This window comes from Georgenia alba (assembly GCF_042665525.1).
Lineage (GTDB): Bacteria > Actinomycetota > Actinomycetes > Actinomycetales > Actinomycetaceae > Allobogoriella > Allobogoriella alba.
The window spans coordinates 1,125,942-1,148,564 of record NZ_JBHTCQ010000001.1; the positions used below are offsets into that span (position 1 = coordinate 1,125,942).

The 22,623-nt window shown below is 71.5% G+C and carries 20 protein-coding genes; 12 read left to right on the forward strand and 8 right to left on the reverse strand.

What is annotated here, in order from left to right; all coding sequences use genetic code 11:
• Window positions 1–50 precede the first annotated feature (50 nt).
• Both ACFQQL_RS05325 and ACFQQL_RS05330 read left to right on the forward strand, forming a co-directional pair.
• Window positions 51–1,643, forward strand: a complete 1,593-nt coding sequence (locus ACFQQL_RS05325; RefSeq protein WP_382391991.1) for an AlkA N-terminal domain-containing protein — start codon at window positions 51–53, stop codon at window positions 1,641–1,643.
• Window positions 1,640–2,173: a methylated-DNA--[protein]-cysteine S-methyltransferase gene (locus ACFQQL_RS05330; protein ID WP_382391993.1), complete on the forward strand. Its 534-nt coding sequence runs from the start codon at window positions 1,640–1,642 to the stop codon at window positions 2,171–2,173. Before ACFQQL_RS05325 ends, ACFQQL_RS05330 begins: the two co-directional genes overlap by 4 nt.
• Before the next feature lie 57 nt (window positions 2,174–2,230).
• Here the strand turns inward: ACFQQL_RS05330 and ACFQQL_RS05335 are convergent, their stop codons facing one another.
• Both ACFQQL_RS05335 and ACFQQL_RS05340 read right to left on the reverse strand, forming a co-directional pair.
• Window positions 2,231–4,345, reverse strand: coding sequence for a DUF6351 family protein (locus ACFQQL_RS05335; RefSeq protein WP_382391995.1), 2,115 nt, complete (start codon window positions 4,343–4,345; stop codon window positions 2,231–2,233).
• Between the two features lie 71 nt (window positions 4,346–4,416).
• Window positions 4,417–5,400: an ABC transporter substrate-binding protein gene (locus tag ACFQQL_RS05340; RefSeq protein ID WP_382391997.1), complete on the reverse strand. Its 984-nt coding sequence runs from the start codon at window positions 5,398–5,400 to the stop codon at window positions 4,417–4,419.
• 282 nt (window positions 5,401–5,682) lie between these two features.
• Here ACFQQL_RS05340 and ACFQQL_RS05345 point away from each other — a divergent pair, with 282 nt between their 5' ends.
• Window positions 5,683–6,987, forward strand: coding sequence for an MFS transporter (locus tag ACFQQL_RS05345; protein WP_382391999.1), 1,305 nt, complete (start codon window positions 5,683–5,685; stop codon window positions 6,985–6,987).
• A gap of 6 nt (window positions 6,988–6,993) precedes the next feature.
• Here the strand turns inward: ACFQQL_RS05345 and purU are convergent, their stop codons facing one another.
• Window positions 6,994–7,824, reverse strand: a complete 831-nt coding sequence (gene purU, locus ACFQQL_RS05350) for a formyltetrahydrofolate deformylase (RefSeq protein ID WP_465254023.1) — start codon at window positions 7,822–7,824, stop codon at window positions 6,994–6,996.
• A gap of 321 nt (window positions 7,825–8,145) precedes the next feature.
• Between purU and ACFQQL_RS05355 the strand changes: the two genes are divergently transcribed.
• The 6 genes from ACFQQL_RS05355 (at window position 8,146) to ACFQQL_RS05380 (ending at window position 14,559) form a co-directional block, all read left to right on the forward strand.
• Window positions 8,146–8,913 (forward strand): ABC transporter ATP-binding protein, encoded by a 768-nt coding sequence (locus ACFQQL_RS05355; protein ID WP_382392003.1) that lies wholly within the window; start codon window positions 8,146–8,148, stop codon window positions 8,911–8,913.
• A 174-nt stretch (window positions 8,914–9,087) separates the two neighbouring features.
• Complete coding sequence (locus ACFQQL_RS05360) at window positions 9,088–9,801, forward strand: ABC transporter ATP-binding protein (protein WP_382392005.1); 714 nt, start codon at window positions 9,088–9,090, stop codon at window positions 9,799–9,801.
• A gap of 1 nt (window position 9,802) precedes the next feature.
• Window positions 9,803–10,684, forward strand: a complete 882-nt coding sequence (locus ACFQQL_RS05365; RefSeq protein WP_382392007.1) for a branched-chain amino acid ABC transporter permease — start codon at window positions 9,803–9,805, stop codon at window positions 10,682–10,684.
• Complete coding sequence (locus tag ACFQQL_RS05370) at window positions 10,681–11,724, forward strand: branched-chain amino acid ABC transporter permease (RefSeq protein ID WP_382392009.1); 1,044 nt, start codon at window positions 10,681–10,683, stop codon at window positions 11,722–11,724. The genes ACFQQL_RS05365 and ACFQQL_RS05370 overlap by 4 nt, the downstream gene beginning before the upstream one ends.
• Window positions 11,725–11,757: 33 nt before the next feature.
• Window positions 11,758–13,023: an ABC transporter substrate-binding protein gene (locus tag ACFQQL_RS05375; protein WP_382392011.1), complete on the forward strand. Its 1,266-nt coding sequence runs from the start codon at window positions 11,758–11,760 to the stop codon at window positions 13,021–13,023.
• A gap of 60 nt (window positions 13,024–13,083) precedes the next feature.
• On the forward strand, window positions 13,084–14,559 hold the full coding sequence (locus ACFQQL_RS05380) for an aldehyde dehydrogenase family protein (protein WP_382392013.1): 1,476 nt from the start codon (window positions 13,084–13,086) through the stop codon (window positions 14,557–14,559).
• 80 nt (window positions 14,560–14,639) lie between these two features.
• On the opposite strand, the gene ACFQQL_RS05385 is transcribed toward ACFQQL_RS05380, so the two are convergent.
• Entirely contained in the window at window positions 14,640–15,476 is an 837-nt protein-coding gene (locus ACFQQL_RS05385) for an NAD(P)-dependent oxidoreductase (protein ID WP_382392015.1), read from the reverse strand.
• A gap of 103 nt (window positions 15,477–15,579) precedes the next feature.
• Here ACFQQL_RS05385 and ACFQQL_RS05390 point away from each other — a divergent pair, with 103 nt between their 5' ends.
• A complete protein-coding gene (locus ACFQQL_RS05390) occupies window positions 15,580–16,239 on the forward strand; it encodes a GntR family transcriptional regulator (protein ID WP_382392017.1) in 660 nt (219 codons plus the stop codon).
• Between the two features lie 145 nt (window positions 16,240–16,384).
• Here the strand turns inward: ACFQQL_RS05390 and ACFQQL_RS05395 are convergent, their stop codons facing one another.
• From ACFQQL_RS05395 to ACFQQL_RS05410, 4 genes are read right to left on the reverse strand one after another with little or no spacing between them, the layout of a single operon-like run.
• Entirely contained in the window at window positions 16,385–17,335 is a 951-nt protein-coding gene (locus tag ACFQQL_RS05395; protein ID WP_382392019.1) for a VOC family protein, read from the reverse strand.
• Between the two features lie 31 nt (window positions 17,336–17,366).
• Entirely contained in the window at window positions 17,367–18,419 is a 1,053-nt protein-coding gene (locus ACFQQL_RS05400; protein WP_465254024.1) for a 4-oxalomesaconate tautomerase, read from the reverse strand.
• 31 nt (window positions 18,420–18,450) lie between these two features.
• Window positions 18,451–19,191, reverse strand: a complete 741-nt coding sequence (locus tag ACFQQL_RS05405; protein WP_382392023.1) for a 4-carboxy-4-hydroxy-2-oxoadipate aldolase/oxaloacetate decarboxylase — start codon at window positions 19,189–19,191, stop codon at window positions 18,451–18,453.
• Between the two features lie 8 nt (window positions 19,192–19,199).
• Window positions 19,200–19,934 carry a PIG-L deacetylase family protein gene (locus ACFQQL_RS05410; RefSeq protein ID WP_382392025.1) on the reverse strand — a complete coding sequence of 245 codons (735 nt, stop codon included), beginning with the start codon at window positions 19,932–19,934 and terminating at the stop codon, window positions 19,200–19,202.
• A gap of 266 nt (window positions 19,935–20,200) precedes the next feature.
• Between ACFQQL_RS05410 and ACFQQL_RS05415 the strand changes: the two genes are divergently transcribed.
• Entirely contained in the window at window positions 20,201–21,067 is an 867-nt protein-coding gene (locus ACFQQL_RS05415; RefSeq protein WP_382392027.1) for a methylenetetrahydrofolate reductase, read from the forward strand.
• Between the two features lie 67 nt (window positions 21,068–21,134).
• Entirely contained in the window at window positions 21,135–22,547 is a 1,413-nt protein-coding gene (gene ligM / locus ACFQQL_RS05420) for a vanillate/3-O-methylgallate O-demethylase (RefSeq protein WP_382392029.1), read from the forward strand.
• Window positions 22,548–22,623 lie beyond the last annotated feature (76 nt).

Below are 22,623 nucleotides of genomic sequence, written 5' to 3' on the forward strand. Positions count from 1 at the left end.
TGTCCGAAACCCGCTAGCACGGTGCCGGGCGCCGGGTGAGGATGGACGGCATGAGCGCCCCCGCCCGCCTCGCGACGGCGGACCCCGCCCGCCTCGAGGACCCCGTCTTCGCGGAGCGGTACCGCGCCATCACAGCCCGGGACACCCGCTTCGACGGCCAGTTCGTCACCGCCGTGCGCAGCACCGGCATCTACTGCCGGCCCTCCTGCCCCGCGCGGACGCCGAAGCCGGCGAACGTCTCCTTCTACCTCACCTCCGCCGCCGCCCACGAGGCCGGCTACCGCGCCTGCCGGCGCTGTCTGCCCGAGGCCGCGCCCGGCAGCCCGGAGTGGAACCTGCGCGGCGACCTCGCCGGACGAGCCATGCGCCTGCTGGCCGACGGCGTGGTCGACCGCGAAGGGGTCGGCGGCCTGGCCGCGCGGCTCGGCTACAGCCCTCGCCAGCTCCAGCGGCTGCTGACCGCCGAGCTCGGCGCCGGGCCGCGCGCTCTTGCCCGCGCCCAGCGTGCCCAGACCGCCCGCGCCCTGCTCGTCGGTTCCGACCTGCGCATGGCGGACGTCGCCTTCGCGGCGGGCTTCGGCAGCATTCGCCAGTTCAACGACACGATCGGTGAGGTCTTCGGAACCACCCCGAGCGAGCTGCGGCGCCGCAGCAGGCGGCCCGCCACCGACCGGACCCGGTCCGCGCGCGGCCCGGCTGTCCGCCTCTCCCTGCTGCTACCGGTCCGGGCGCCGTTCGACGCACGGGGCGTCATCGGCTTCCTCGCCGCCCGCGCGGTGGACGGGGTCGAGGTCGCCGACGCGGACGGGCCGGTGCTGACCTACGCCCGGACCCTCGCCCTCCCGCACGGCCCGGCTGCCGCCGAGGTCACCTGCACACCGGCGGACGGGCCCGGCGTGTGGCGGGTGGAGCTCGCCCTCGAGCTCGCCGCGCTGGGTGACGTCGGCGTCGCCGTCGCGCGTCTGCGCCGGCTGCTCGACCTCGACGCGGACCCAGCTGCGGTCGACGCCGCGCTCGCTGCCGACGCGGCCCTCGCTGCCCGGGTCGCGGCCACCCCCGGCGTCCGGGTTCCGGGCGCCGCGGACCCGGCCGAGATCGTCGTGCGCGCGATCGTGGGGCAGCAGGTCAGCGTTGCCGCGGCGCGCACCCACCTGAGCCGGCTCGCGACGGCGGGCACGCCTTACGCCTCCTCCGTCCCGGGTCTCACGCGCCTGTTCCCGACGGCGGAGCAGGTCGCCCAGCACGGGGCGACGTACCTGCGGCTGCCCGCACGCACCCGCGCCACCGTGCTGGACACGGCCCGGGCGCTCGCCGACGGTGACCTGACCGTCGACGTCGGGCAGGACCCCGACGCCCTGCGCGCGGAGCTCCGGAGCCGGCCGGGCATCGGACCGTGGACCGCCGCCTACGTCGCGATGCGGGTGCTCGGCGACCCGGACGCGTGGCTCGACGGCGACGTCGCCCTGCTCGCCGGCGCCCGGCACCTCGGACTGCTCGGCGACGGCCCGCGGTCCCGCCTGTCGCGGGAGCTCGCCGCCCGCGCGCAGGTCTGGGCGCCGTGGCGCTCGTACGCGCAGATGCACCTCTGGGCGGCACAGCACACGCGCCGCCCCAGCAGCACCCGAATGGGAGACGAGACATGACTACTGCCACCGCCACCACGGCCGCCGCCACCACCCTGGAGACCCCCGACGGGCCCTTCAGCATCGTCGTCGCCGACGGCGCGGTGCTGGCCTCCGGCTGGACCGCCGAGGTCGGCGAGCTGGTCGCGCTCATCCACCCCGGCCTGCGGCCCGCCGACGTCCGGTCCGGCAGCCGGTCGGACGGGCTGGGCGAGGCGAGCGACGCCGTCGCCGCGTACTACGACGGCGATCACGCGGCCCCCGGCCGTGTGACCGTGCGCCAGCGCTCGGGCTCGTACCGCGAGCTGGCGTGGGAGGCGCTGCGCGGCGTGCCGGCGGGAGAGCGCGTGACGTACACCGAGCTGGCGCGCCGCTCGGGGCGCCCGGCCGCCGTGCGCGCCGCCGCCGGGGCGTGCGCCCGGAACGCCGCCGCCCTGTTCGTCCCGTGCCACCGTGTCCTGCGCACCGACGGCACCCTCGGCGGCTTCCGCTACGGGACGGAGCTCAAGGAGCGGTTGCTGGGCCGGGAGCGGGCGGCGGCCACGCCGTGAGGCGCCGGCCCGCGCTGAGCTCGGTACATGACAGCTTCATCCCGTCGGTCGCCGTGCCTACCCGCCGAAGTCGAGCCACGTCCCGGCCAGCGGCACCTGCCCCACACCCGGTGCGGACCAGTCGCACACGCCCGTCGGGAACGCCTGCTCGAGCCGAGCCCACTGGGCGTCCGTGAATTCCACCGGGTAGGCGTCCCGGTCCAGCGGCTGCAGCGCGCACTTGAGCACGTCCGAGGCGAGCGGCCCGCCGGCCACCACCCGAGGGTCGGCGTGGTAGGGGAACGCCTCGTTGCACACGCCCTCGTCGGAGTAGCTGATCGTCTCTGAGACGAACGAACCGTCCGCGAGGTAGCAGCCGTCGGTGAGGTCACGGGGCCGCGCCGCCACCGTCTCCGCCCGGCTCGGCTCGCCTCCGCCGGTCAGCGCCAGGCGCTCGGTGAGCCACGCGTCCATCGCGGCCAGCGCGTCCGCGGCCATCTGCGCGCCCACCGCCGGGTCGTCCGGTGAGGTCCACGAGACGTGGGTGTCGGCATTGCCGTGCGCGGCGAGCACCCGCTCCCGCATCACCCACGAGCGATACCGGTCGTGGAAGTCTCCGACGTCGTCGCGGTAGCGCCGGATCTCGAGCACCGGTGTGTGCACCAGTCCGCCGGTGAACTGGTTGAGCCGGCCGGTCGCATACGCGGCCGTCAGCGCCTCGGGGCTGGCCTCGGAGCGCGTGGCCGTCCGGTTGCCGTTCAGGTCCATCCCGCCGACCTCGGCGTTCAGGTCCACGAACTGCTCCGCACTGATCGTCCCGTCCGCGAGCGCGCGGAGCCCGTACTGGACGCCGACGTTGTCGGGCGCGGTCCGCCGTCCGTAGCCGTTCTCGTCGACGCCGTAGACGTTGCGATTCAGGTCGGAGACCGTGCAACGCAACCCGTCGGGGTTCTCCTCGCTCCAGAGGTCCTCGGCCGGGATCGACGGGTGGCAGCCGGTCTGCGGGTTGTCGACGCCGTCGAACAGGCTGTACCCGAAGCACGCGTCCGCGGTGCCGTATCCCGTGACCGCCTGCCGTGCGGCGTCGGACCACTCGAGGTCTGTGCTCTGCCAGTAGTTGAGGAACCCGCGGCAGTCGTGCCCGTTCGGTGTGACGGACCGTTCGTCGGAGTAGCCGATGTCGCCGATGACGCCGTCCAGGATGCCCGGGTAGGCGTTCGAGATCAGCAGCTGCTGCATCGTTCCCGCCGAACCGCCCCAGCCCATCGTGAGGTCCACCGGGCCGAGGGTCTCGACGAGATGCTCCTTGACCATCATGGCGGTCTCCGCAGAGGTCACGTCGTCGCAGTTCTGCTGGTACACGTTCAGCGTCGAGGAGGCGACGGCGTATCCCTGGGACAGCATCAAGTCCTGCTCGACACCGCCGGTCGCCTCGCCCTGGTGGTGGCCGACGCCGCACCCGCCGCCGAAGGTGTAGACGAGACGTTCGTTCCAGCCCGGGGTGTCCGTCCAGGCGTCCGGGGCCGGGTTCCCCGGCACATGCAGCACGGCCGTCTCGTAGACGGCCCGGTTGAGCGTGCCGCGCTCGATCCGGACGACGTACGGGACTTCCTCGCCCTCCGTCGTCGTGGTGGTGGCCACGTCGTCCGGAAGCCCGCCGTCGGGCAGGTCGGCGAACGTCCCGCCGGTCGTTCGGTAACGGTAGGTCACCTGGGTGCCGTCGACGTGGCAGAAGTCGTCCACGTCGCCCAGGTTCCACGGCGCACCGTCGGCGCTGCAGTACAGCGAGGTCTGCGGGCCCGAGAAGACCGGACCGGTCGCGGGATGGTTCGTCAGCTCGAGCTCCGCCACCGGGCGGCCGCGCCCGGCGCCGTTGCTCTCCACCCGGAGGGTGTTGACGCCGTGGTCCAGGCCGTCCACCAGTCCGACCAGCACCCGTGGCTCCGTGGGCGCGAAGGCGGAGGTGACGTCGACGTCGTCGACGGTGACCTCGACGTGGTGGACCGGGACGTTGCGCGGCACGGTCACCGCCACCAGCGCGTCACCTCCGGTGACGGTGTCCGGCCGGCCGGAGAGCACCTCGACGGTGAACCCGGGCGGCGGCGCGGAGGCAGCCGGCGCCGCGACGACCACGCCGCACAGCAGTGCGACGCCACCCAAGACCGCCGCCGTCAGTCGACCCGTGCGAGTCATCTCGGACCTCCTTGTCCGGTCATCGACGAAAGAGCGGGGACGGGGACGCCGTTGTCCCCGCCCTCGCTGCTCTACGGCAGGAACTCGTCGAGGTCGATCGGCTCGCCGTAGATCCCGTCGCGCACGGCCATCTCGTTGACCGCCTCGATCGAGGGCCGGTCGATCTCCGCGCTGAGGCCCTCCAGCCGGATGGACTCGGCGAGCGCGGCGTCCATCTCGAGGATCTCCGGAAGCACCTCCCGCTGCAGGTCCGGGTTCTCGTCCGCGAGCGCCAGCGCCTCGGTCGCCGCGGCGGTGAACGCCTCGACCACCTCGGGACTCTCCTCGGCGTACTGGCCGGAGGTGAACAGCACCATCGTCGACAGCCCCGGTGCGACCAGCTGGTTCTGGTACTCCACGAGCCGGGCGTCGTCCCCCGCGATGGAGATGAACGGCTCCGGCAGCCACGCCCCGTCGACGTCGCCGTTGGCCAGCGCGGCCGGGATGTCCGGGAACGGCAGCTCGACGAAGTCGATCGTGTCGGGGTCGCCACCGGCCTGCCGGACCATCTCGCGGATCGTGAGGTCGCCCAGGCCCCCCAGGGTGTTCACCGCGATGGACGCCCCCTCGAGATCGGTGATCTCTCGGATGTCGGTCTGCGCGCCGACGTAGGTGCCGTTGATGTCGTCACCCTCGGCGAAGGAGTGCGAGTAGCCGGACACGACCTCGACGTCGAGTCCCTGGGACTCGGCCTGCATGAGGCTCAGCGGGTTGGAGGTCGCGAACTGGTACTCACCCGCCATCACGGACGGCAGCAGGGCGGCGCCGCCCTGGCCCTGGGTGATCGTCACATCCAGCCCGTGCTCCTCGAAGATGCCCTCGCGGACGCCGATCTCCAGGCCGACCGCAGCCGAGACCGGGAGGGTCGCGACGGTGATCGGGGTCAGCTCGTCGCCGCCACCGCCACCGCCGCCGTTCCCGCCCTCACCGCCGGGCGGCTCCTCGCCGCCCCCGCCGCTGCACGCGGCGAGCGCCAACGACACGGCCAGCGCCAGCACACACGTCTTCGTGCGCATCGATAGGTCCTTCCTGGTGAGGGGTCCCACGTCGACCTCATCGGCGAGGTGGCCGCAACCTAGCATGCAGCCACTTAGCGTCGTCAATGATTGACATCGTCATTGATCAAGTCGTGATCTCCGGGTGGTCCCGACTCTTGACAGCGACGGACGGCACCGTCCGCAAAGTGGACACGACGTGCGTCGGCCGCTGCGAGTCGTAGGGTGCCCGAACGGGACCGGACATGTGTTCGCCAGGCGCACTGCGCCACGCCCCCAGCAGCGTCCAGAGGAGTACGCACCATGTCAGCACCGGCGCCGCGCATCTCCAGAGCACGGCTGTTCACCGCCAGCCTCGTCGGCACCTCGATCGAGTGGTACGACTACTACATCTTCGGCTCCGCGGCCGCGCTGGTCTTCGGGTCCATCTACTACTCGCCCGAGGCCTCGCCCCTCGCCGCCCAGCTCGCCGCCTACGCGACCTTCGCCGTCGGGTTCGTGGCCCGCCCGCTCGGCGCGGCGGTGTTCGGTCACCTCGGCGACCGGTTCGGCCGCAAGGCCACGCTCGTCGCGACCCTGCTGCTGACCGGCGGCTCGACGTTCCTCGTCGGCCTGCTGCCCACGTACGCGGCGATCGGTCTTACGGCGCCGATCGTGCTGCTCCTGCTGCGGCTCCTCCAGGGCTTCGGCGTCGGCGGGGAGTGGGGCGGCGCCGTCCTCATCGCGACCGAGCACGCATCGCCGCGGCGCCGGGCGATCTATGGCAGCTTCGCCCAGTTCGGCGTCCCGATCGGCGTGCTGACCTCGAACCTCGCCTTCCTGGCGGTCGGTGGCCTGGGGGAGGAGGACTTCATGTCCTGGGGCTGGCGCATCCCGTTCCTCCTGAGCATCCTGCTCGTCGGCGTCGGCTTCTTCGTGCGCACGCGGCTGGAGGACGCCCCGGAGTTCAAGAAGCTCCGGGAGAAGCGGCAGGTGCACCGGGCCCCGTTCGCCGAGCTGGTCCGACGGCAGCCGCGGAACCTCATCCTGGGCAGCCTCGCCGCCATCGCCCCGCCTGCGGTCGGCTACACCGTGATGGTGTACATGCTCGACTACGGCACCAGCGTGGTCGGCTTCGAGCGGACCACCCTGCAGTGGCTGATCCTCACCTCGGCGTTCGTCTGGATGGCCGCGATCGCGCTCGCCGCCGTGGCCGCCGACCGCTTCGGCGCCAAGAAGGTCTACGCGATCGGCGCGGTCACCGCCGTGCTGTGGCCCTACCCGCTCTTCCCCATGGTCAACACCGAGAGCGCCGGTCTCGCCTTCACCGCGTTCGCCGTGGCGGCCGTCGTCCAGGGCATCATGGCGGGCGCGCAGGGCGGCCTGTTCACGGAGATCTTCGACGTCGACGTCCGCTACAGCGGCATCTCCATCGCCTATCAGCTCGGTGGCATGGTCGGCGGTGCGCTCACCCCGATCGTCCTCAGCACGCTGTGGGGCACCTACCAGTCGGCCACCCCGTTGGCGCTGTGGGTCGCGGGACTCAGCCTGGTCAGCCTGATCACCGTGTTCGGGCTGCGCACGCCGGAGCGTGCCTCGGCCGAGCCGGAGTCCGCGACCACCCGCTGAGTTGCCTCAGCCGAAGACGACCGTCGAGTTCCCGTCCCGGAAGACCCGGTCCTCGCAGTGCCAGCCCACGGCGCGGGCGAGCACCCGGCGCTCGACGTCGGCGCCGGTGCGCACGTGGTCGGCGACGGTGTCGGCATGGCTCACCCGGGCGACGTCCTGCTCGATGATCGGGCCCTCGTCGAGGTCCTCGGTGACGTAGTGCGCCGTCGCGCCGATGAGCTTCACGCCCCGCTCCTTCGCGCGCTGGTAGGGCCCCGCGCCCATGAACGCCGGCAGGAACGAGTGGTGGATGTTGATGATCGGGACGCCGACCTGCTCGAGGAAGTCTCCGGAGAGGATCTGCATGTAGCGGGCGAGCACGACGAAGTCGACGTTGCCCCGAACCAGCTCGAGCTGCCGGCGCTCGGCGTCGGCCTTGTCCTTGCCGACCGGCACATGGAAGTACGGCACGTCGAACGGGCGGACCGCGTCGGCGAGGTCGGGGTGGTTGTCGACCACCATCGTGGTGGTCATCGAGAGCTCTCCCCGACGTTCCCGCCACAGCAGGTCCAGCAGGCAGTGGTCCATCCGCGAGGCGAAGATCGCGACCCGCTTGCGCCGCGACGCCTCGCTCAGCCGCCAGCTCATCCGTAGCGGCTCGAGCGCCTCGGCGAGTCGTGCCTCGAGCTCGGCGCGGCGGGCCGCGAAGCCGGGCAGGTGGAACTCGGTGCGCTGGAAGAACCGCCCGCCCGCCGGGTCGGTCGAGTGCTGGTCGAGCGAGACGATGTTGGCTCCGTGCTCGCTGAGCAGGCCCGAGACCGCGGAGACGATGCCCGGGCGGTCCTCACCCTGCACCATGAGGCGACCTCGGTCCGCCAGGCTCTCGCCGTTCCGGTCGGTCGTGGTCGGCGCTGCGGTCACGGCTGGTCCCTCTTCCTCGTCGAGGCGCGAGCCGCCATGGTCGCAATGCCCGACAGTTTCGTCAACAATTCTTCCGACAGTTGGACCGACATCTGGTCAAGGACAGGTCAGGTCACAGTGTTGACACGATTGTTGACGGCTTGTCGCGGCGGCCATACTCTCGCGGCACGGTTCCGGCGATGACGCGGGCACGGCTGCCAGGAGAAGCAATGACGCAGGTGGACGCACAGGTGGACGCACGAGGCACGTCGGTCAGCCATGGCCACTAGGTTGACGCTGCGCGATGTCAGTCTGAGCTTCGGCGGCATCCACGTCCTGCAGGACGTCAGTCTCGAGGCCGAGCCCGGCACGGTGCTCGGCCTCGTGGGCCCGAACGGGGCCGGGAAGACCTCATTGTTCAACTGCATCAGCGGCCACTACCGGCCCACCGCCGGCTCCGTCCGGCTCGACGACGTGGACGCGCTGCGGCTGCATCCCTCACGCCTCGCCGGGGTCGGGCTGGCACGGACGTTCCAGCACCCCGCCCTGCAGCTGAACGCCACGGTGCTGGAGAACGTCCTGCTGGGCGCGCACTCCCGGCTGCCCGGCGGACCGGTGTCCTGGTCGTTGCGGCTGCCGGCCACGGCACGCGCGGAGCGGGAGGTGCGCACGGACGCCCGTGAGCTGCTGGAGCGGTTCGGTCTCGGCTGGGCCGTCTCGCTGCGCGCGGACGAGCTCTCCCACGGCCTGCACAAGGGCGTCGAGCTGTGCCGGGCCATGCTCTCCCGCCCCAGCCTGCTGTTGCTGGACGAGCCGGCGGCCGGTCTCTCGCACGGCGAGGTCGAGCAGTTCATCGCCTCCATCCGTGACCTGCGTCAGGATCACGATGTCACGATCGTCGTGGTCGAGCACCACATGGGCGTCATCGCGGCTCTGACGGACAAGGTCGTGGTCCTCGACCACGGCCGCAAGCTCATGGAGGGCACGGCCGAGGAGGCACGCAAGGATCCGCGCGTCGTGGAGGCATACCTCGGGGTGTCAGCATGAGCGCGAGGAGCCCCCGCGGAGGGACGCCGAGGGACGAGGTGTACCGGAGCGAGGCACCGCAGCGCTCATGCAGATGGAGCACAGCATGAGCGCGAGGAGCCCCCGCGGAGGGACGCCGAGGGACGAGGTGTACCGGAGCGAGGCACCGCAGCGCTCATGCAGATGGAGCACAGCATGAGCGCCCTGCTGGAGCTGGACGACGTGACCGCCTCCTACGGGCACGTCCAGGTCCTCTACGGCGTCTCGCTCGCCGTCGAGGACGGGGGCGCCGTCGGGATCCTCGGCGCCAACGGCGCCGGGAAGACGACGACGCTCAGGGCCATCAGCGGGATGGTGCGCACCGGCGGGTCCATCACCTTCGACGGGATGAGCCTCGTGGGGCTCCGGCCCGATCAGGTCGCCCGGCTCGGCATCGCCCACGTGCCCGAGGGGCGCGGCACGCTCGGGCACCTCACCGTCAAGGAGAACCTCCTCGTCGGCGCCTACCAACGCAAGAACCGGGCGGAGATCGCGCAGGACGTCGAGCGCTGCCTCGACCTCTTCCCGAACCTCGCGGACCGCATCTCCGCCAGCGCCGCCTCGCTCTCCGGCGGTGAGCAGCAGATGCTCGCCGTGGCCCGCGGGATCATGGCCCGCCCCCGACTGCTCCTGCTGGACGAGGCGTCGCTCGGCCTCGCTCCCAGCACGGCCGCCAACGTCTACGGGGCGATCGGGCGCCTGCGGCGCGAATCGTCCCTGTCGATGCTCGTCGTCGAGCAGAACGCGGCCCTCGCCTTCACCCTCGTCGAGTCCGCCACCGTGCTCGAGACCGGACGCAGCGTGCTGTCCGGCCCGAAGGAGGAGCTGATGGGCAAGGACGAGATCCGACGCGCGTACCTGGGGAGCTGAGATGGCCCGCTTCGTCCAGCTCGTCGTCGACGGTCTCGCGACCGGCTCCATCTACGCGGCCCTCGCCCTGGCGATCGTCCTGGTCAACCGGGCCACCGGGCTCATCAACTTCGCCCAGGGCTCGATGGCGGTCTTCTCCACCTACATCGCGTTCTCCTTCGTCCAGACCGGTCTGCCCGTCGCGGTCGCCATCCTGCTCGCCGTCGTGGTCTCCTTCTTCTTCGGCGCGTTCATCGAGCGGGTCGTCATCCGCCGATTCGAAGGTGGCTCGCACGACGTCGCCGTCGTGGTGACGGTGGGCCTGTTCGTCCTGCTCGCCGGCATCTCCGGCTGGCTCTGGAGCTACAACCACCGGGAGTTCCCCTCGCTGTTCCCGCTGGACTCGGTGCCGGTGGCGGGCGCGGCCGTCGGGTTGCGGAACATCGGGACGATCGTGACGGTCGTCGCCGTCATGGGTCTCCTGCAGCTGCTGTTCCTCAAGACGAAGCTCGGCCTGGCGCTGCGTGCGGTCTCCGGCAACCAGACCTCCTCGGCACTGTCCGGGCTGCCCGTCGGCCGGCTCCTCATGATCGGCTGGGGCCTGGCCGCCGCGCTCGGCGCGATCGGCGGGGCGCTCGTGGCGCCCAAGCTGTTCCTCACGCCCTCGATGCTGGACTTCGCACTCGTCTACGCCCTGGCGGCCGCCATCCTGGGGGGCCTCGACTCACCGGTCGGCGCCGTCGTCGCGGCGTGGTTCATCGGCGTGGCGGAGAACCTCGCCGGCGGCTACATCTCGTTCATCGGCGACGACCTCAAGATCGCCGTGCCGATGGCCCTCATGTTCCTGATCCTCGTCGTGCGGCCGCAGGGCCTGTTCGGGCACCGCGAGGTGGTGAGGGTATGAGCGGATCTCCACGTCCCGGCGCCGCCACGGCCGCTCCGGCAGGCACCGGCGGCAGACTCACCTCCGTGCTGGCGAACCGCTGGGTGCGGGTGGGCCTGGCCCTGGTGCTCGTGGCCCTCGTGCTCGGCGCGCCGCTCAACATGACGCCCTACGCCGTCTACCAGATGACGATGGTGGCGGTCTTCGCCGTCGCGGTGCTCGGCCTCAACATCGTCATGGGGTACACCGGCCAGGTCTCCCTCGGCCAGTCCGCGTTCCTCGGGCTCGGGGCGTACGTCACCGCCTACGGCGTCACTCACGGCTGGAACCTCGTGCTGACGTTCGTGGCCGCCTGCGCGCTGCCGGCCGTGATCGGGTGGCTCGTCGCGCTCGCCGCGGCCCGGCTGCGCGGCCTGGCCATCGCGATGGTCACCATCACGCTGCCCATCGTCGGGATCCCGCTCGCCCGGCGGTTCGACGAGATCACCGGCGGCTCCGGTGGCATGACCGTCGCCTTCCTCGAGGCGCCCTCGTGGTCCGGGCTCGACAACGACCAGTGGCGCTACTACGTCGTCGTGCTGGTGGCCGCGGCCTTCTTCCTGCTCGCCAGCAACCTGCTGCGCGGGCGCATCGGCCGGGCGTTCGCGATCGTGCGGGACAACGAGTCCGTCGCGATGGCCATGGGCGTCTCGCCCTACCGGTACAAGGTCCTCGCGTTCACGGTCTCGGCGCTCTTCGGCGGGTGCGCCGGCTTCCTCTACCTCGCCGGCGTCCAGTACGTCTCCCCGGAGACGCTCAGCTTCCACACCGCGATCAACATCCTGGCGGCCATGGTCATCGGCGGCAGCGCCACCATCGTCGGGTCGCTGCTCGGGGGCCTGTACTACGTGTTCGTCCCGTTCGTCGCAGCCCAGGTCAACCCGAACCGCGCGGCGATGATCTCCGGCATCATCCTTCTCGTCATCCTCTTCGTCCTGCCGGGCGGCCTCGCGACGCTGCCGCGCACCGTGCGCCGGCTCCGGCGGGGCGGCAGCTCGTCCCGGGCCGCAGCAGACGGCTGACGATCCTTCGGTTACGACAGAGAGGTACGAACCATGAGGAAGACCGCAGTCCAGGTCCTGGCGCTCACCGGCGCGGCCGTGCTCGCCCTGTCCGCGTGCGGACGCGACTCCGGCGGCGGAGGTGGGGGAGGTGGAGGCGGCGAGGACGGCGGTGCGGTGGAGAGCTCGCCGGGAATCACGGAGGACCAGATCACCTTCGGCATCACGACGCCGATGTCCGGGCCCACGGCCGGGCCCGGCACCTGCACCGTCGCAGGCGTGACCGCCTACATGGGGCGCCGCAACGCCGAGGGCGGCATCGAGTTCGGCGACGGCCGGACCCGCACCGTGGAGATCCGCTCCTACGACGACGCCTACGACCCCGCCCGCGCCGTCAGCAACTTCCGCCAGATGATCAACGACGGCGTCTTCGGCAACATCCAGAGCCTCGGCACCCCCACCAACCTCGCGGTCATGCCGCTCGCCAACGAGCAGCAGGTTCCGCAGGTCTTCCTCACCACGGGCGCGAGCCAGTTCTCCGCGGACCCGGAGGCGAACCCGTACACCCTCGGGTTCGTGCCCACCTACGTCTCCGAGGGCGAGGCGTTCGGGCAGCTGCTGGTGGACGCGGGCGAGCCGATCACCGTCGCGGTGCTCGCCCAGAACGACGACTTCGGCAACGACTACGTCGAGGGCCTGGAGTCCGCGATCGAGGGCAGCGACGTCGAGATCGTCGCCCGCGCCACCTACGAGCCCGCCGACACCGCCGTGGACGCCCAGATCACCGACCTCGCGGACAGCGGCGCGGACGTGTTCTTCAACGCCAACTCCCAGCACAACCTCGCGGTCCAGTCGCTGCTCCAGGCGCAGCAGCTCGGCTGGACGCCGCGGGTCTTCCTGCCCTCGAACACCTCGAGCGTCACCGACGTCCTGGAGCCGGGCAACGGCGGCGCCTTCCCGGGCGTGTTCACGACCGCGTCCTCGAAGGACCCCAACGACCCCGTCTACGCCGAGGACGAGGACGTGGTCCAGTTCCAGGAGGACATGGCGGAGTACTCCTCGGACATCACCACGACCTTCGTGCCGCACTGCGCGTGGAGCTACGCGGCCGGCGCCGCCCTCGAGGAGGCGTTCACCATGATGGAGGAGCCGACCCGCGACAGCTTCATGGAGGCCGTCCGCAGCATCGAGGGGCTCGACGCCCCGATGCTCCTGGACGGCGTCACCATCAACACCACCGAGCCCGGCGTGCCCCCGATCAACGAGGTCGTGGTGACCGAGTTCAACGGAGAGAAGTACGTCGAGTCCGAGGGATACTGAGCAGCGGGGGAAACCGGTTCTGGGAGACCCCGGAGCTCTCGTCGACGAAGGGAGAGCAGCATGACCCTGCAGGAGGCGCCGGCGACGGCGCAGGAGTCAGGGCCGGTCACCACCGGCATCTACATCGGAGGCACCGCCCGCGAGACGAGCGACCACCTCGAGATCCGCGACCCGGCGGACCCGAGCGTCGTCGTCGGCCGGGCCGCGGCCGCGACGACGGCGGACGCGGAGGAGGCGGTCGCCGCCGCCAAGGCGGCCTTCCCGGAGTGGTCCGCACGCTCCCCGCAGGACCGGGCCGCCGCGATCCTCGAGGCGATCTCCGGGCTCGAGGAGCACCGGGACGCGGACGCCCGGGTGCTCGCGCAGGAGAACGGCAAGATCCTGCCGGAGGCGAGCGTCGACCTGCTGGTCTTCAGCATCCGCACCGAGCTGGCCGCGGCGCTCGCGGACGAGGTCGAGGCCACCGTCGAGCTGCCCGGGCCGCCGGTGACCACCACGGTCGGCTACCAGCCGCTCGGCGTGGTCACCATCATCGTGCCGTTCAACTGGCCGGTCGCCATTCTCGGCGCGTCCCTGCCGCACGCCCTCATGGCCGGGAACACCGTCATCGTCAAGCCGCCGCCGACCTGCCCGCTGGGGACCACGCGGGTGGTCCAGCGGGTAGCCGAGAAGCTGCCGCCCGGCGTCCTCAACGTCATCACCGGGCGCGACGCCGACATGGCACCGCTCATCCAGAGCCCGGACGTGGCGAAGGTGTGCTTCACCGGAAGCGTCGGCGGTGGCGCGAAGATCATGGAGCTCGCGGCGCCCTCGCTGACCCGGGTGACGCTCGAGCTCGGCGGCAACGACCCCGCGATCGTCCTCGACGACGCGGTCCTCGACGACGACGCGTTCGACAGGCTCTTCGCGGCGGTGTACGACACCACCGGCCAGATCTGCATGAACGCCAAGCGGATCTACGTCCACCGGTCCCGGTACGAGGAGGTCGTCGCGGGCCTGGAGGCTCGGCTGGGCCGGACGGTGCTCGGTCACGCCCTCGAGGAGGGCACCACCATGGGCCCGCTGCACTCGCCGAAGCAGAAGGAGTTCGTCGAGTCGCTGGTGGCCGAGGCCAAGGAGTCGGGCGCCGAGGTGCGCGAGTTCGGCGAGCTGCCCGCCGGGTACCCGGACGGCAACTTCGTCCGGCCCTCGCTGGTGCTCGATCCGAAGCCTGACCTGCGAGTGGTCACCGAGGAGCAGTTCGGCCCGACCGTCCCGATCCTCCCGTTCGAGACGGAGGAGGAGGCCGTCGCCGCGGCGAACGACACCTGGGGCGGGCTGTGCGGCTCGGTCTGGACGGCGGACAAGGAGCGTGCGAACCGCGTCGGCTCCCAGCTGGTCTGCGGCTTCGTCTTCGTCAACGACCACGGCGCCACGCGGCTGGACCTGCGGGCGCCGTTCGGCGGCATGAAGAGCAGCGGCGTGGGGCGTGAGCAGGGCATCGAGGGCGTCCGGGACTTCCAGGACACCCGCTCCATCGGGCACCTGCAGCTCTGATCCAGGTCGCGGGTCGTCAGCGGTGCGCGCGTGCCGTTGACGACTCGCGAGCCCGCGGGTCTGCGGTGGTCCGCAGGCTCTCACGGCCGCGGACAGTCGACCTCGCCGTCGGCGACGGCGTGGAGCCAGGCGCGGGTGCCGTCGGTCATCCAGGCCGGGACGCCCAGCGTGCCGAGGTAGGCCGCGGCGTCGTCCATCTCGTGCGCGCGGCGGGCGGCGTGCGCCCGCGTGCTCGCCGCCAGGTGGTCGACGAAAGCGGCGCCGTCGTCGGCCGTGAGCTCGCGCGCCATCTGGTCGTGCAGCCACGCGACGGCCTCCGGGCCTGCTCGGCCGGCCGCGGTGAGGCCCTCGAGGACGAGCCCGGCGAGTCCCTTCATGAACACGCTCCGCAGCAGCTTCAGCCGCGCGGAGGCGCCGGCCTCCGGCCCGGCCTGGGAGACGGGCACGCCCAGCGGCGTCAGCAGGTGGGCCAGGGGCTTCGCGCCGGTCCCGGACAGCAGCAGCGGCGTCAGCAGTCCGGCGCGCGCGGTGGGCGCGAGCACGGCGACGTCGGCGAACAGGACACCGGCGTCCGCGGCGGAGCTGGCGAGCTCGGCCTTGAGGTCCGGGGAGGCGGTGTTGAGGTCGGCGTACACCGCCGCGACGCCGTCGCGTCCGGTCTCGCGTCCGGCCAGTGCCGGAAGTGCGGCCTCGAGCGCCTCCCGGGCGCAGTGCGCGGTGACGAGCGAGAGGACGACGTCGGCGCCGCGGGCGGCCTCGGCGTCGCCCTCGGCGAGGCGAAGGTCGGGTGTCCGGGCGGCCGCGGCCTCCGCGGCCGCCGGATCGGGGTCGTACGCCGTCACGACGACGCCGCGCGCCACGAGGCCGTGGGCGTAGATCTGCCCGGCCTCACCGAGCCCCAGGACGGCGACGTGCATCGTTCACTCTCCTTCGCCCGCGCGCATGATTGTCAACAAAATTGTCGGGGTTGTATGGTCGCCACGATGCCGGACGACGGCGACGGCGAGAGTGGGGGAGCAGATGGCCGCGGGAGCGACGGACGAGGCGGGTGACGGCGTCACGTCCGGCACCGGGCACCTCGCGCAGGCGATCCGGGAAGCGATCATCAGCGGTGAGTTCGCGCCCCACCAGCGCCTCATCGAGACCGACCTGTCGACGACGTACGGCGCCAGCCGCGCCGCGGTGCGCACCGCGCTGCTCGAGCTCGCCGGCGAGGGACTCGTGGACCGCATGCCGCACCGCGGGTCCCGGGTCCGGGCGATCACCGTCGAGGACGCCATCGAGATCCTCGAGGTCCGGATCGGCGTCGAGAGCCTGTGTGCGGCCAAGGCGGCCGAGCGCATCGAGGCGGCCGAGATCGAGGAGTTCCGGCAGCTCCGCGAAGACCTCCTGGCGTCGGTCTCCGCCGGCGATCTCATGCGGTACTCCGAGCTGAACCGGCACCTCGACAAGCGGATCCGCGAGGTCAGCCGCCACCAGGTGGCGTCCGACGTGCTCTCCCGGCTCCACGCGCAGAGCATCCGGCACCAGTTCCGGCTCTCCTTCCAGCCCGCCCGTGCCGCGCGCTCGGCTCCCGAGCACGCCGCCATCATCGACGCGATCGTCGCGCGCGACCCCGACGCCGCCGCCGAGGCGACCCGCGCGCACCTGGAGAGCGTCATCGAGGCCCTCCGCGCCTGACGGCCAGCCAGCCGGACCGGCGGGAGTGTCGCGGGGCTGGTTGGGTCTGGCGGGTGCCCCAGGGCGGGCGGCGCCCCGCCGCCGTCCGCCCGTAAGGCGACCCGCCCGCGTAAGGCGACCCGCCCGTAAGGCGACCAGTCAGGCGTCACGACACGATCGGCGTGCCGTGCGTGTGGAACGTCTCGATGGTCTTCATCCCCCACGCCTGCCCCTTCTTCCGCTCCTCCTCGGACCACTCGACCACCGGCTGGTCGGGGTCCAGCAGCAGCCGCGCGCCGGCCTGGGCGAACTCGATGCGGTTGCCGCCGGGCTCCCAGACGTAGAGGAAGAACGTCTGGTTGATGGCGTGCTTGTGCGGCCCGGACTCGATGTGGATGCCGTTCTCCAGGAAGATGTCGGCCGCCTTGAGCACGTCCTCGCGGGTGTCGGGAGCGAACGCGACGTGGTGCAGGCGGTTGCCGTGCTTCGTCCAGTCGTCGGAGTACACGACGTCGTAGGACTTCAGTCCGAAGTGGAACCACCAGGCCGCGAACTTCCCGCTGTCCAGGCGGATGCGCTCGGACTCACGCATCCCGAGCGCCTTCGCGAGGAACTCACCGTTGGCCTCGACGTCCTTCGCGAGGTAGTTGATGTGGTCCAGCCGGCGGGCGTTGACCCCACGGCCGGGGAACGCGGACGCCTGGTTCTTCAGCGCCGGCTTGTCGTCGGTGGCGATGTAGCGCTCGGTCTCGTAGTAGATCGCCATGTCGTGCTCGTCGGGGTCGCGGAAGAGGTAGGTCGGGCCGGTGCCGACCTCCCCGTCGGTCCAGCCCACACCCAGACCCATCTCCTCGATGGCGGCCACGCGGCGCTCGAGCGCCTCCTGGCTGGCGGCCCGGAAGGACGTCCGCCCCACCCCGGCGGCGTCGCGGGCGGTGAGCTTGATCGTGTACAGCTCGTACTCGTCCCAGGTGCGCAGGTACACGGAGTCGCCCTCCTCGGCGACCACCCGCATGGCGAGCAGGTCGCGGAAGAACCACAGGCTCTTGTCGAACACCGGCGTGAAGATCTCCACGTTCGCCAGGTGTGCGACGTCGAACGACGTGTAGTGGGTCATGGCGGCAGTCCTCTCTGCGGGCGGGACGGGGTCAGGGGCGGGGGAAAACCACGCCGTCGAACAGCTTCCGAGCGGTGCGCAGCACGCTCGAGGACGCGGTGGTCAGCCGACCGCCGACCTCGGTGAGGTCGGCGGTGACGTCGAGGTGCCCGGTCGGGTGCTCGACGGGCATGTGTGCGCCCGGCGCGCGGGCGTCGTCGAGGTCGGCCAGCTCGTGCGCGACCGAGCCGGGCACCCGGACGGCGGCGGCGACCGTGAGGGCGCCGAGCACGCCGATCGAGGTGTGCACCGTGACGGGCAGGAAGCTCCGCGTCCCGATCACGCCGCCGTGGCGGGGCGGGGAGAGCAGGACGACCTTGGGGACGGTGGTGCGGGAGACGTCGCCCATGCCCATGAGCCCTGCCGCCTCGGCACGGATCTCGGCGACCCGGGCGCCGAGGGACTCGTCGGCCTCGAGGTCGGCGGGTTCCTCGGTGCCGTGCACGTCGAGGTCGGCGGCGTTCAGCAGCACGGACGGCATCCCGTTGTCCACGCAGGTGACCCGGGTGCCGTCGGCGAGGACGTCGACCGCGCGGCCGGTCGGCAGCAGCGCACCGGTGGCCGACCCGGCGGTGTCGGCGAACTCGAGCGAGACCGGTGCCGCGGTTCCGGGGACCCCGTCGATGGCGAGGTCCCCGGCGTAGTCGACCCGCCTTCCGGGGGTCGCGAACGTGGCCGTCGCGTAGCTGTCGGAGTTGACCATCCGGATCCGGACCGACGTCGACTCCTGGCCGGCCGCGTGCAGCCCACGCTCGACGGCGAACGGGCCGATCCCGGCGAGGATGTTGCCGCAGTTCTGCCGGTCGGTGACCTCGGCGCGGTCGACCATGACCTGCAGGAACAGGTAGTCGACGTCGGCGCGCTCGTCCTGGGACGGAGCCACCACGGCCACCTTCGAGGTCAGCGGGTGCGCGCCGCCGATGCCGTCGATCTGCCGCGGGTCCGGGCTGCCCATGACGCGCAGCAGCAGGTCGTCGCGGGCGGCGGTGTCGGCGGGCAGGTCCTCGGCGAGGAAGTAGGCACCCTTGGAGGTGCCGCCCCGCATGAGGAGGCAGCGGACGCCGTCGAGCTCGGGGTCAGGCACCGGGCGCGTCGCTCCCGTCAGAGCCGGCACCGAGGTCGTGCGAGCCGTCGTGCGAGCCGTCGACGTAGGTGACACCGAGGTCGGCGAGCACCTGCCGCAGGCCGTACCGGTCCAGCCCCAGCTCGCCCTCGAGGAACGCGGCCCGGGTGGCGGCCTCCTTGGCCTCCCGGGCCCGGGACGCCTCGATCGCCGAGCCGGCCTCGCCGCGCGGGACGCACAGCACGCCGTCGTCGTCGGCGAGGATCACGTCACCCGGGCGCACGAGGGTCCGGCCGATCGTCACCGGCACGTTCACCGACCCCGCGGTCGCCTTCACGGTGCCCTGGGCGTGCACCGCGGCAGACCAGGCGGGGAAGCCCATCTCGCGCAGCTCGGCGGTGTCCCGCACGCCCGTGGTGGTCACGAGCCCACGGACCCCGCGGTGGGCCAGCGCGGTGGCGAACAGCTCGCCGAACGCGCCGTCGAGCGACTCCGAGGTCGTGGTGACCACCAGCACGTCACCGGGCCGGCACTGCTCCACGGCCGCGTGGATCATGAGGTTGTCACCCGGCCACGACAGCACCGTCACCGCGGTTCCGGCGATGCGGGTGCCCGACTGGATCGGCCGTAGGTGCGGACCGAGCAGCCCGGTCCGTCCCATGGCCTCGTGGACGGTGGCGACGCCGAAGCCGGCGAGCTCGTCGACCTCCGCGAGCGCCGCCCGTGGCGGGTTGGTGACGATGACGTGCTGCACCGGTGCCCTCACTCCAGACGGTCGGTGACCTGCGGGTAGTAGCGCATGAACGCCTCCGCCTTCGTCTCGGTGGGGAGACCGAGGTTGGGGCCGGCGTTGCGCTTGAGCTGAACACCGCGCCGGGTGGCCAGGTCCGTGTAGTAGTCCCACATGTGCTGCTGGGCCCCCATCTGCTCCATCGCCCGGCGCTTGGCGTCGAAGGCGTCGGTGATGTCCAGCAGCACCTCGGGCTTGAAGTCGCACTGCTCGGGCTGGTGCGGCTCGAAGAGGTAGACCGGGGGAGCGCCGAGCGGCTCGCCGGGGGCGTCGTAGCCGATCGCCTGGGCGAGGACCCGGGCGCGCAGCGCGAGCCGCGCGGCCTCGGGATGGTCCTCGTTGTACGGGTCGTGGAGGGTGTGGGTCAGCACCACGGTCGGCACGACCTCCCGGTAGACGCGCACGAGCTGGTCGAGCAGCTCGCGGGTGCCGATCAGCGGGTAGTCGCCCGCGTCGAGGAACCGGGTCTCGGCGCCGAGCGCCGCGGCGGCCCGCTCGGCCTCGTCCCGGCGGATCGCCTTGATCTCCTCCAGGCCCTTGCCCTCTCGCCAGGCCTTGGCGGACTCGCCGCGCTCGCCGTAGGAGACGCACACGACGACGGCACGTTCTCCGCGTGCCGTCGCCGAGGCGATCGCGCCGCCGGCCCGCCAGACGAAGTCACCCGCGTGGGCGCTCACGACGAGGAGGGTGGGCGACACGGTGGCCATGGGCGAAGGACTCCTTGGACTCGACGTCGTCGGCGGCTCGGTGGGCCGGCCCCGGGATCAACTCACCGGGCCCGACCCACGCGGTCAGCGAACCACCGGGCGCGGCTGATTGTCAACAATCGTGTCAGCAATGACGCACACACCGTCCGATGCGCGACAAGATTGCTGACAATCCTGTTGACCCGTATGGTCGCCGGTTGTAGGTTCGCCATCGGCTGTGCAGCGCGCAGTCGCCAGACGACGAGGTCGAAGAGGTAGACACGACGATGAGTTCCGCCGAGAAGATCGACGCCGCGGCCCACCGGCCCACGATGCGCTCGTTCTTCGAAGGGCTGCGGTACGAGGTGATGCCGTTCAAGGGCGTGGACGAGAAGGTCCTCCAGCACGTCCCGAAGGACGTCAAGGTCACCGTGACCGCCTCACCGGGCAAGGGCATCTGGCGGACGATCGACTTCGCGACCCGCCTCGCGGGCGAGGGGTACGCCGTCGTGCCGCACCTGTCCTCCCGCATGATCAAGGACGAGGCGGAGCTCGCGGACATCATCGCCAAGACCACCGAGGCGGGGATCACCGAGGTCTTCGTCGTCGGCGGTGACGCGCCCGAGCCGGCCGGCAAGTTCACCGGGTCGCCGCAGCTCATCCGCGCGCTGAAGGAGCTCGACCACCCCTTCGCCGAGGTCGGCATCACCGGCTACCCGGAGGGTCACGCCGACGTCCCCGACGACAAGCTCGACGCCGACCTGCGGGAGAAGGCCCAGGTGGGCACGTACATCGCCACGCAGATCTGCTTCGACGCGCCGACCATCCTGGGCTGGGCGCGGGGCCTGAAGACGAGCGGGATCGACCAGCCGATCTGGGTGGGCATGCCGGGCGAAGTGAACCGGGAGAAGCTCGTGCGGATCTCCGCGAGCATCGGCCTGGGTGCCTCGGCGCGGTTCCTCAAGAAGCAGCAGGGGATGCTCTGGCGCTTCCTGCTGCCGGGCGGCTACAGCCCGAACAAGATCGTGCGCGGGCTCGCCCCGCACGTCGGCGCCGCCGACCACGCCATCGCCGGCTTCCACATCTTCACCTTCAACGAGATCGAGGGCACCGAGAAGTGGCGGCAGCGGATGCTCGAGAAGTACCCCGCCTGACCGGTCGCACCAGCACCTGACACCAGCCGCAACACGAGGCCAGCAGCCACGGAGAGGTAAGGAAGAGATGACCGCGAAGAACCTGCAGGAAGTCCTGGACGCTTCCGGCAACATCGTCGAGCTGCTCAGGAGCTCGCAGATCGGCGCCTACGTCTACCCGGTGGTGGCGTCCGAGTTCACCAACTGGCAGCGTGAGCAGCAGGCCTGGCGCAAGACCGCCGTGCTGTTCGACCAGTCCCACCACATGGTGAACCTGTTCATCGAGGGGCCCGATGCGCTCAAGCTGATCTCGGACACGGCGATCAACACCGTCGCGAACTTCGAGGTGAACCTCGCCAAGCAGTACGTGCCGACCACGGCGGCCGGGAACGTCATCGGTGACGGCATCCTGTTCCGCGAGGAGGAGGAGCGGTTCGTCTTCGTGGGCCGCGCCCCCGCCGCGAACTGGCTCATGTTCCACGGGGAGACGGGTGGCTACAACGTCTCCATCGAGAAGGACGACCGTTCCCCGTCCCGCCCGAACGGCAAGCTCGTGACCCGCAAGTACTGGCGCCTGCAGATCCAGGGCCCCAACGCCTGGCAGGTCATCGAGAAGGTCAACGGCGGCCCGGTCGAGCGGCTGAAGTTCTTCCGCATGGGCCACATGAACGTGGCCGGCGAGCAGGTCCGCACCCTGCGGCACGGCATGGCCGGGGCGCCGGGCCTGGAGCTGTGGGGCCCGTACGAGACCTACGACAAGGTCCGCGACACCATCCTCGAGCAGGGCGCCGAGTTCGGCATCGAGCCGGTCGGTTCCCGCGCCTACTCCTCCAACACGCTGGAGTCGGGCTGGATCCCCTCCCCGCTCCCGGCGATCTACACCGGCGAGGAGGAGCGCGCCTACCGTGAGTGGCTGCCGGCGAACGGGTACGAGGCCACCAACGCGCTGGCCGGGTCCTACGTGACGGACAGCATCGAGGACTACTACACCAACCCGTGGGAGCTCGGTTACGGCTCCTTCGTGAAGTTCGACCACGACTTCATCGGCCGGGACGCCCTGGAGAAGATCGACCCCGCAGCCCAGCGGAAGAAGGTCACCTTCCAGTGGGACGCCAAGGACCTCGCGGACATCATGACGTCGCTGCTCGACGTCGAGGGCCCGGGCTACCAGTTCTTCAACCTGCCGAACGCCAACTACGGCTCCTCGAACTTCGACGAGGTCAAGGACGCCGCCGGCAAGGTGGTCGGGCTGTCGATGTTCACCGGCTACAGTGCGAACGAGCGCCGGGGCCTGTCGCTGGGCACCGTGGACCCGGACGTCGAGGTCGGCACCGAGCTCACCCTCACCTGGGGCGAGCCCGACGGCGGGTCGTCGAAGTCCTCGGTCCAGCCGCACAAGCAGAAGGACGTCAAGGTTGTCGTCAGCCCGGTGCCGTACGCCGTCACCGCGCGAACGGAGTACCGCGAGGGCGGCGGCTGGCGCTCCAAGGCCGCCGGCTGACGGTCTCCCGGCCGGCCGAGGCCGCACATGACGCCCGGGGCTGCACGTGCCGCGTGCCGCCCCGGGCGTTCTGTGC

Coding starts and splice junctions, on each gene's coding strand:
- ACFQQL_RS05380 (WP_382392013.1), top strand. CDS start 13,084: ATGACCCTGCAGGAGGCGCCGGCGACGGCGCAGGAGTCAGGGCCGGTC.
- ACFQQL_RS05335 (WP_382391995.1), bottom strand. CDS start 4,345: ATGACTCGCACGGGTCGACTGACGGCGGCGGTCTTGGGTGGCGTCGCA.
- ACFQQL_RS05410 (WP_382392025.1), bottom strand. CDS start 19,934: ATGGCCACCGTGTCGCCCACCCTCCTCGTCGTGAGCGCCCACGCGGGT.
- ACFQQL_RS05355 (WP_382392003.1), top strand. CDS start 8,146: ATGGCCACTAGGTTGACGCTGCGCGATGTCAGTCTGAGCTTCGGCGGC.
- ACFQQL_RS05415 (WP_382392027.1), top strand. CDS start 20,201: ATGAGTTCCGCCGAGAAGATCGACGCCGCGGCCCACCGGCCCACGATG.
- ACFQQL_RS05330 (WP_382391993.1), top strand. CDS start 1,640: ATGACTACTGCCACCGCCACCACGGCCGCCGCCACCACCCTGGAGACC.
- ACFQQL_RS05385 (WP_382392015.1), bottom strand. CDS start 15,476: ATGCACGTCGCCGTCCTGGGGCTCGGTGAGGCCGGGCAGATCTACGCC.
- ACFQQL_RS05360 (WP_382392005.1), top strand. CDS start 9,088: ATGAGCGCCCTGCTGGAGCTGGACGACGTGACCGCCTCCTACGGGCAC.
- ACFQQL_RS05390 (WP_382392017.1), top strand. CDS start 15,580: ATGGCCGCGGGAGCGACGGACGAGGCGGGTGACGGCGTCACGTCCGGC.
- ACFQQL_RS05340 (WP_382391997.1), bottom strand. CDS start 5,400: ATGCGCACGAAGACGTGTGTGCTGGCGCTGGCCGTGTCGTTGGCGCTC.
- ligM (WP_382392029.1), top strand. CDS start 21,135: ATGACCGCGAAGAACCTGCAGGAAGTCCTGGACGCTTCCGGCAACATC.
- ACFQQL_RS05365 (WP_382392007.1), top strand. CDS start 9,803: ATGGCCCGCTTCGTCCAGCTCGTCGTCGACGGTCTCGCGACCGGCTCC.
- ACFQQL_RS05325 (WP_382391991.1), top strand. CDS start 51: ATGAGCGCCCCCGCCCGCCTCGCGACGGCGGACCCCGCCCGCCTCGAG.
- ACFQQL_RS05375 (WP_382392011.1), top strand. CDS start 11,758: ATGAGGAAGACCGCAGTCCAGGTCCTGGCGCTCACCGGCGCGGCCGTG.
- ACFQQL_RS05395 (WP_382392019.1), bottom strand. CDS start 17,335: ATGACCCACTACACGTCGTTCGACGTCGCACACCTGGCGAACGTGGAG.
- purU (WP_465254023.1), bottom strand. CDS start 7,824: ATGGTGCAGGGTGAGGACCGCCCGGGCATCGTCTCCGCGGTCTCGGGC.
- ACFQQL_RS05400 (WP_465254024.1), bottom strand. CDS start 18,419: ATGCGGGGCGGCACCTCCAAGGGTGCCTACTTCCTCGCCGAGGACCTG.
- ACFQQL_RS05345 (WP_382391999.1), top strand. CDS start 5,683: ATGTCAGCACCGGCGCCGCGCATCTCCAGAGCACGGCTGTTCACCGCC.
- ACFQQL_RS05370 (WP_382392009.1), top strand. CDS start 10,681: ATGAGCGGATCTCCACGTCCCGGCGCCGCCACGGCCGCTCCGGCAGGC.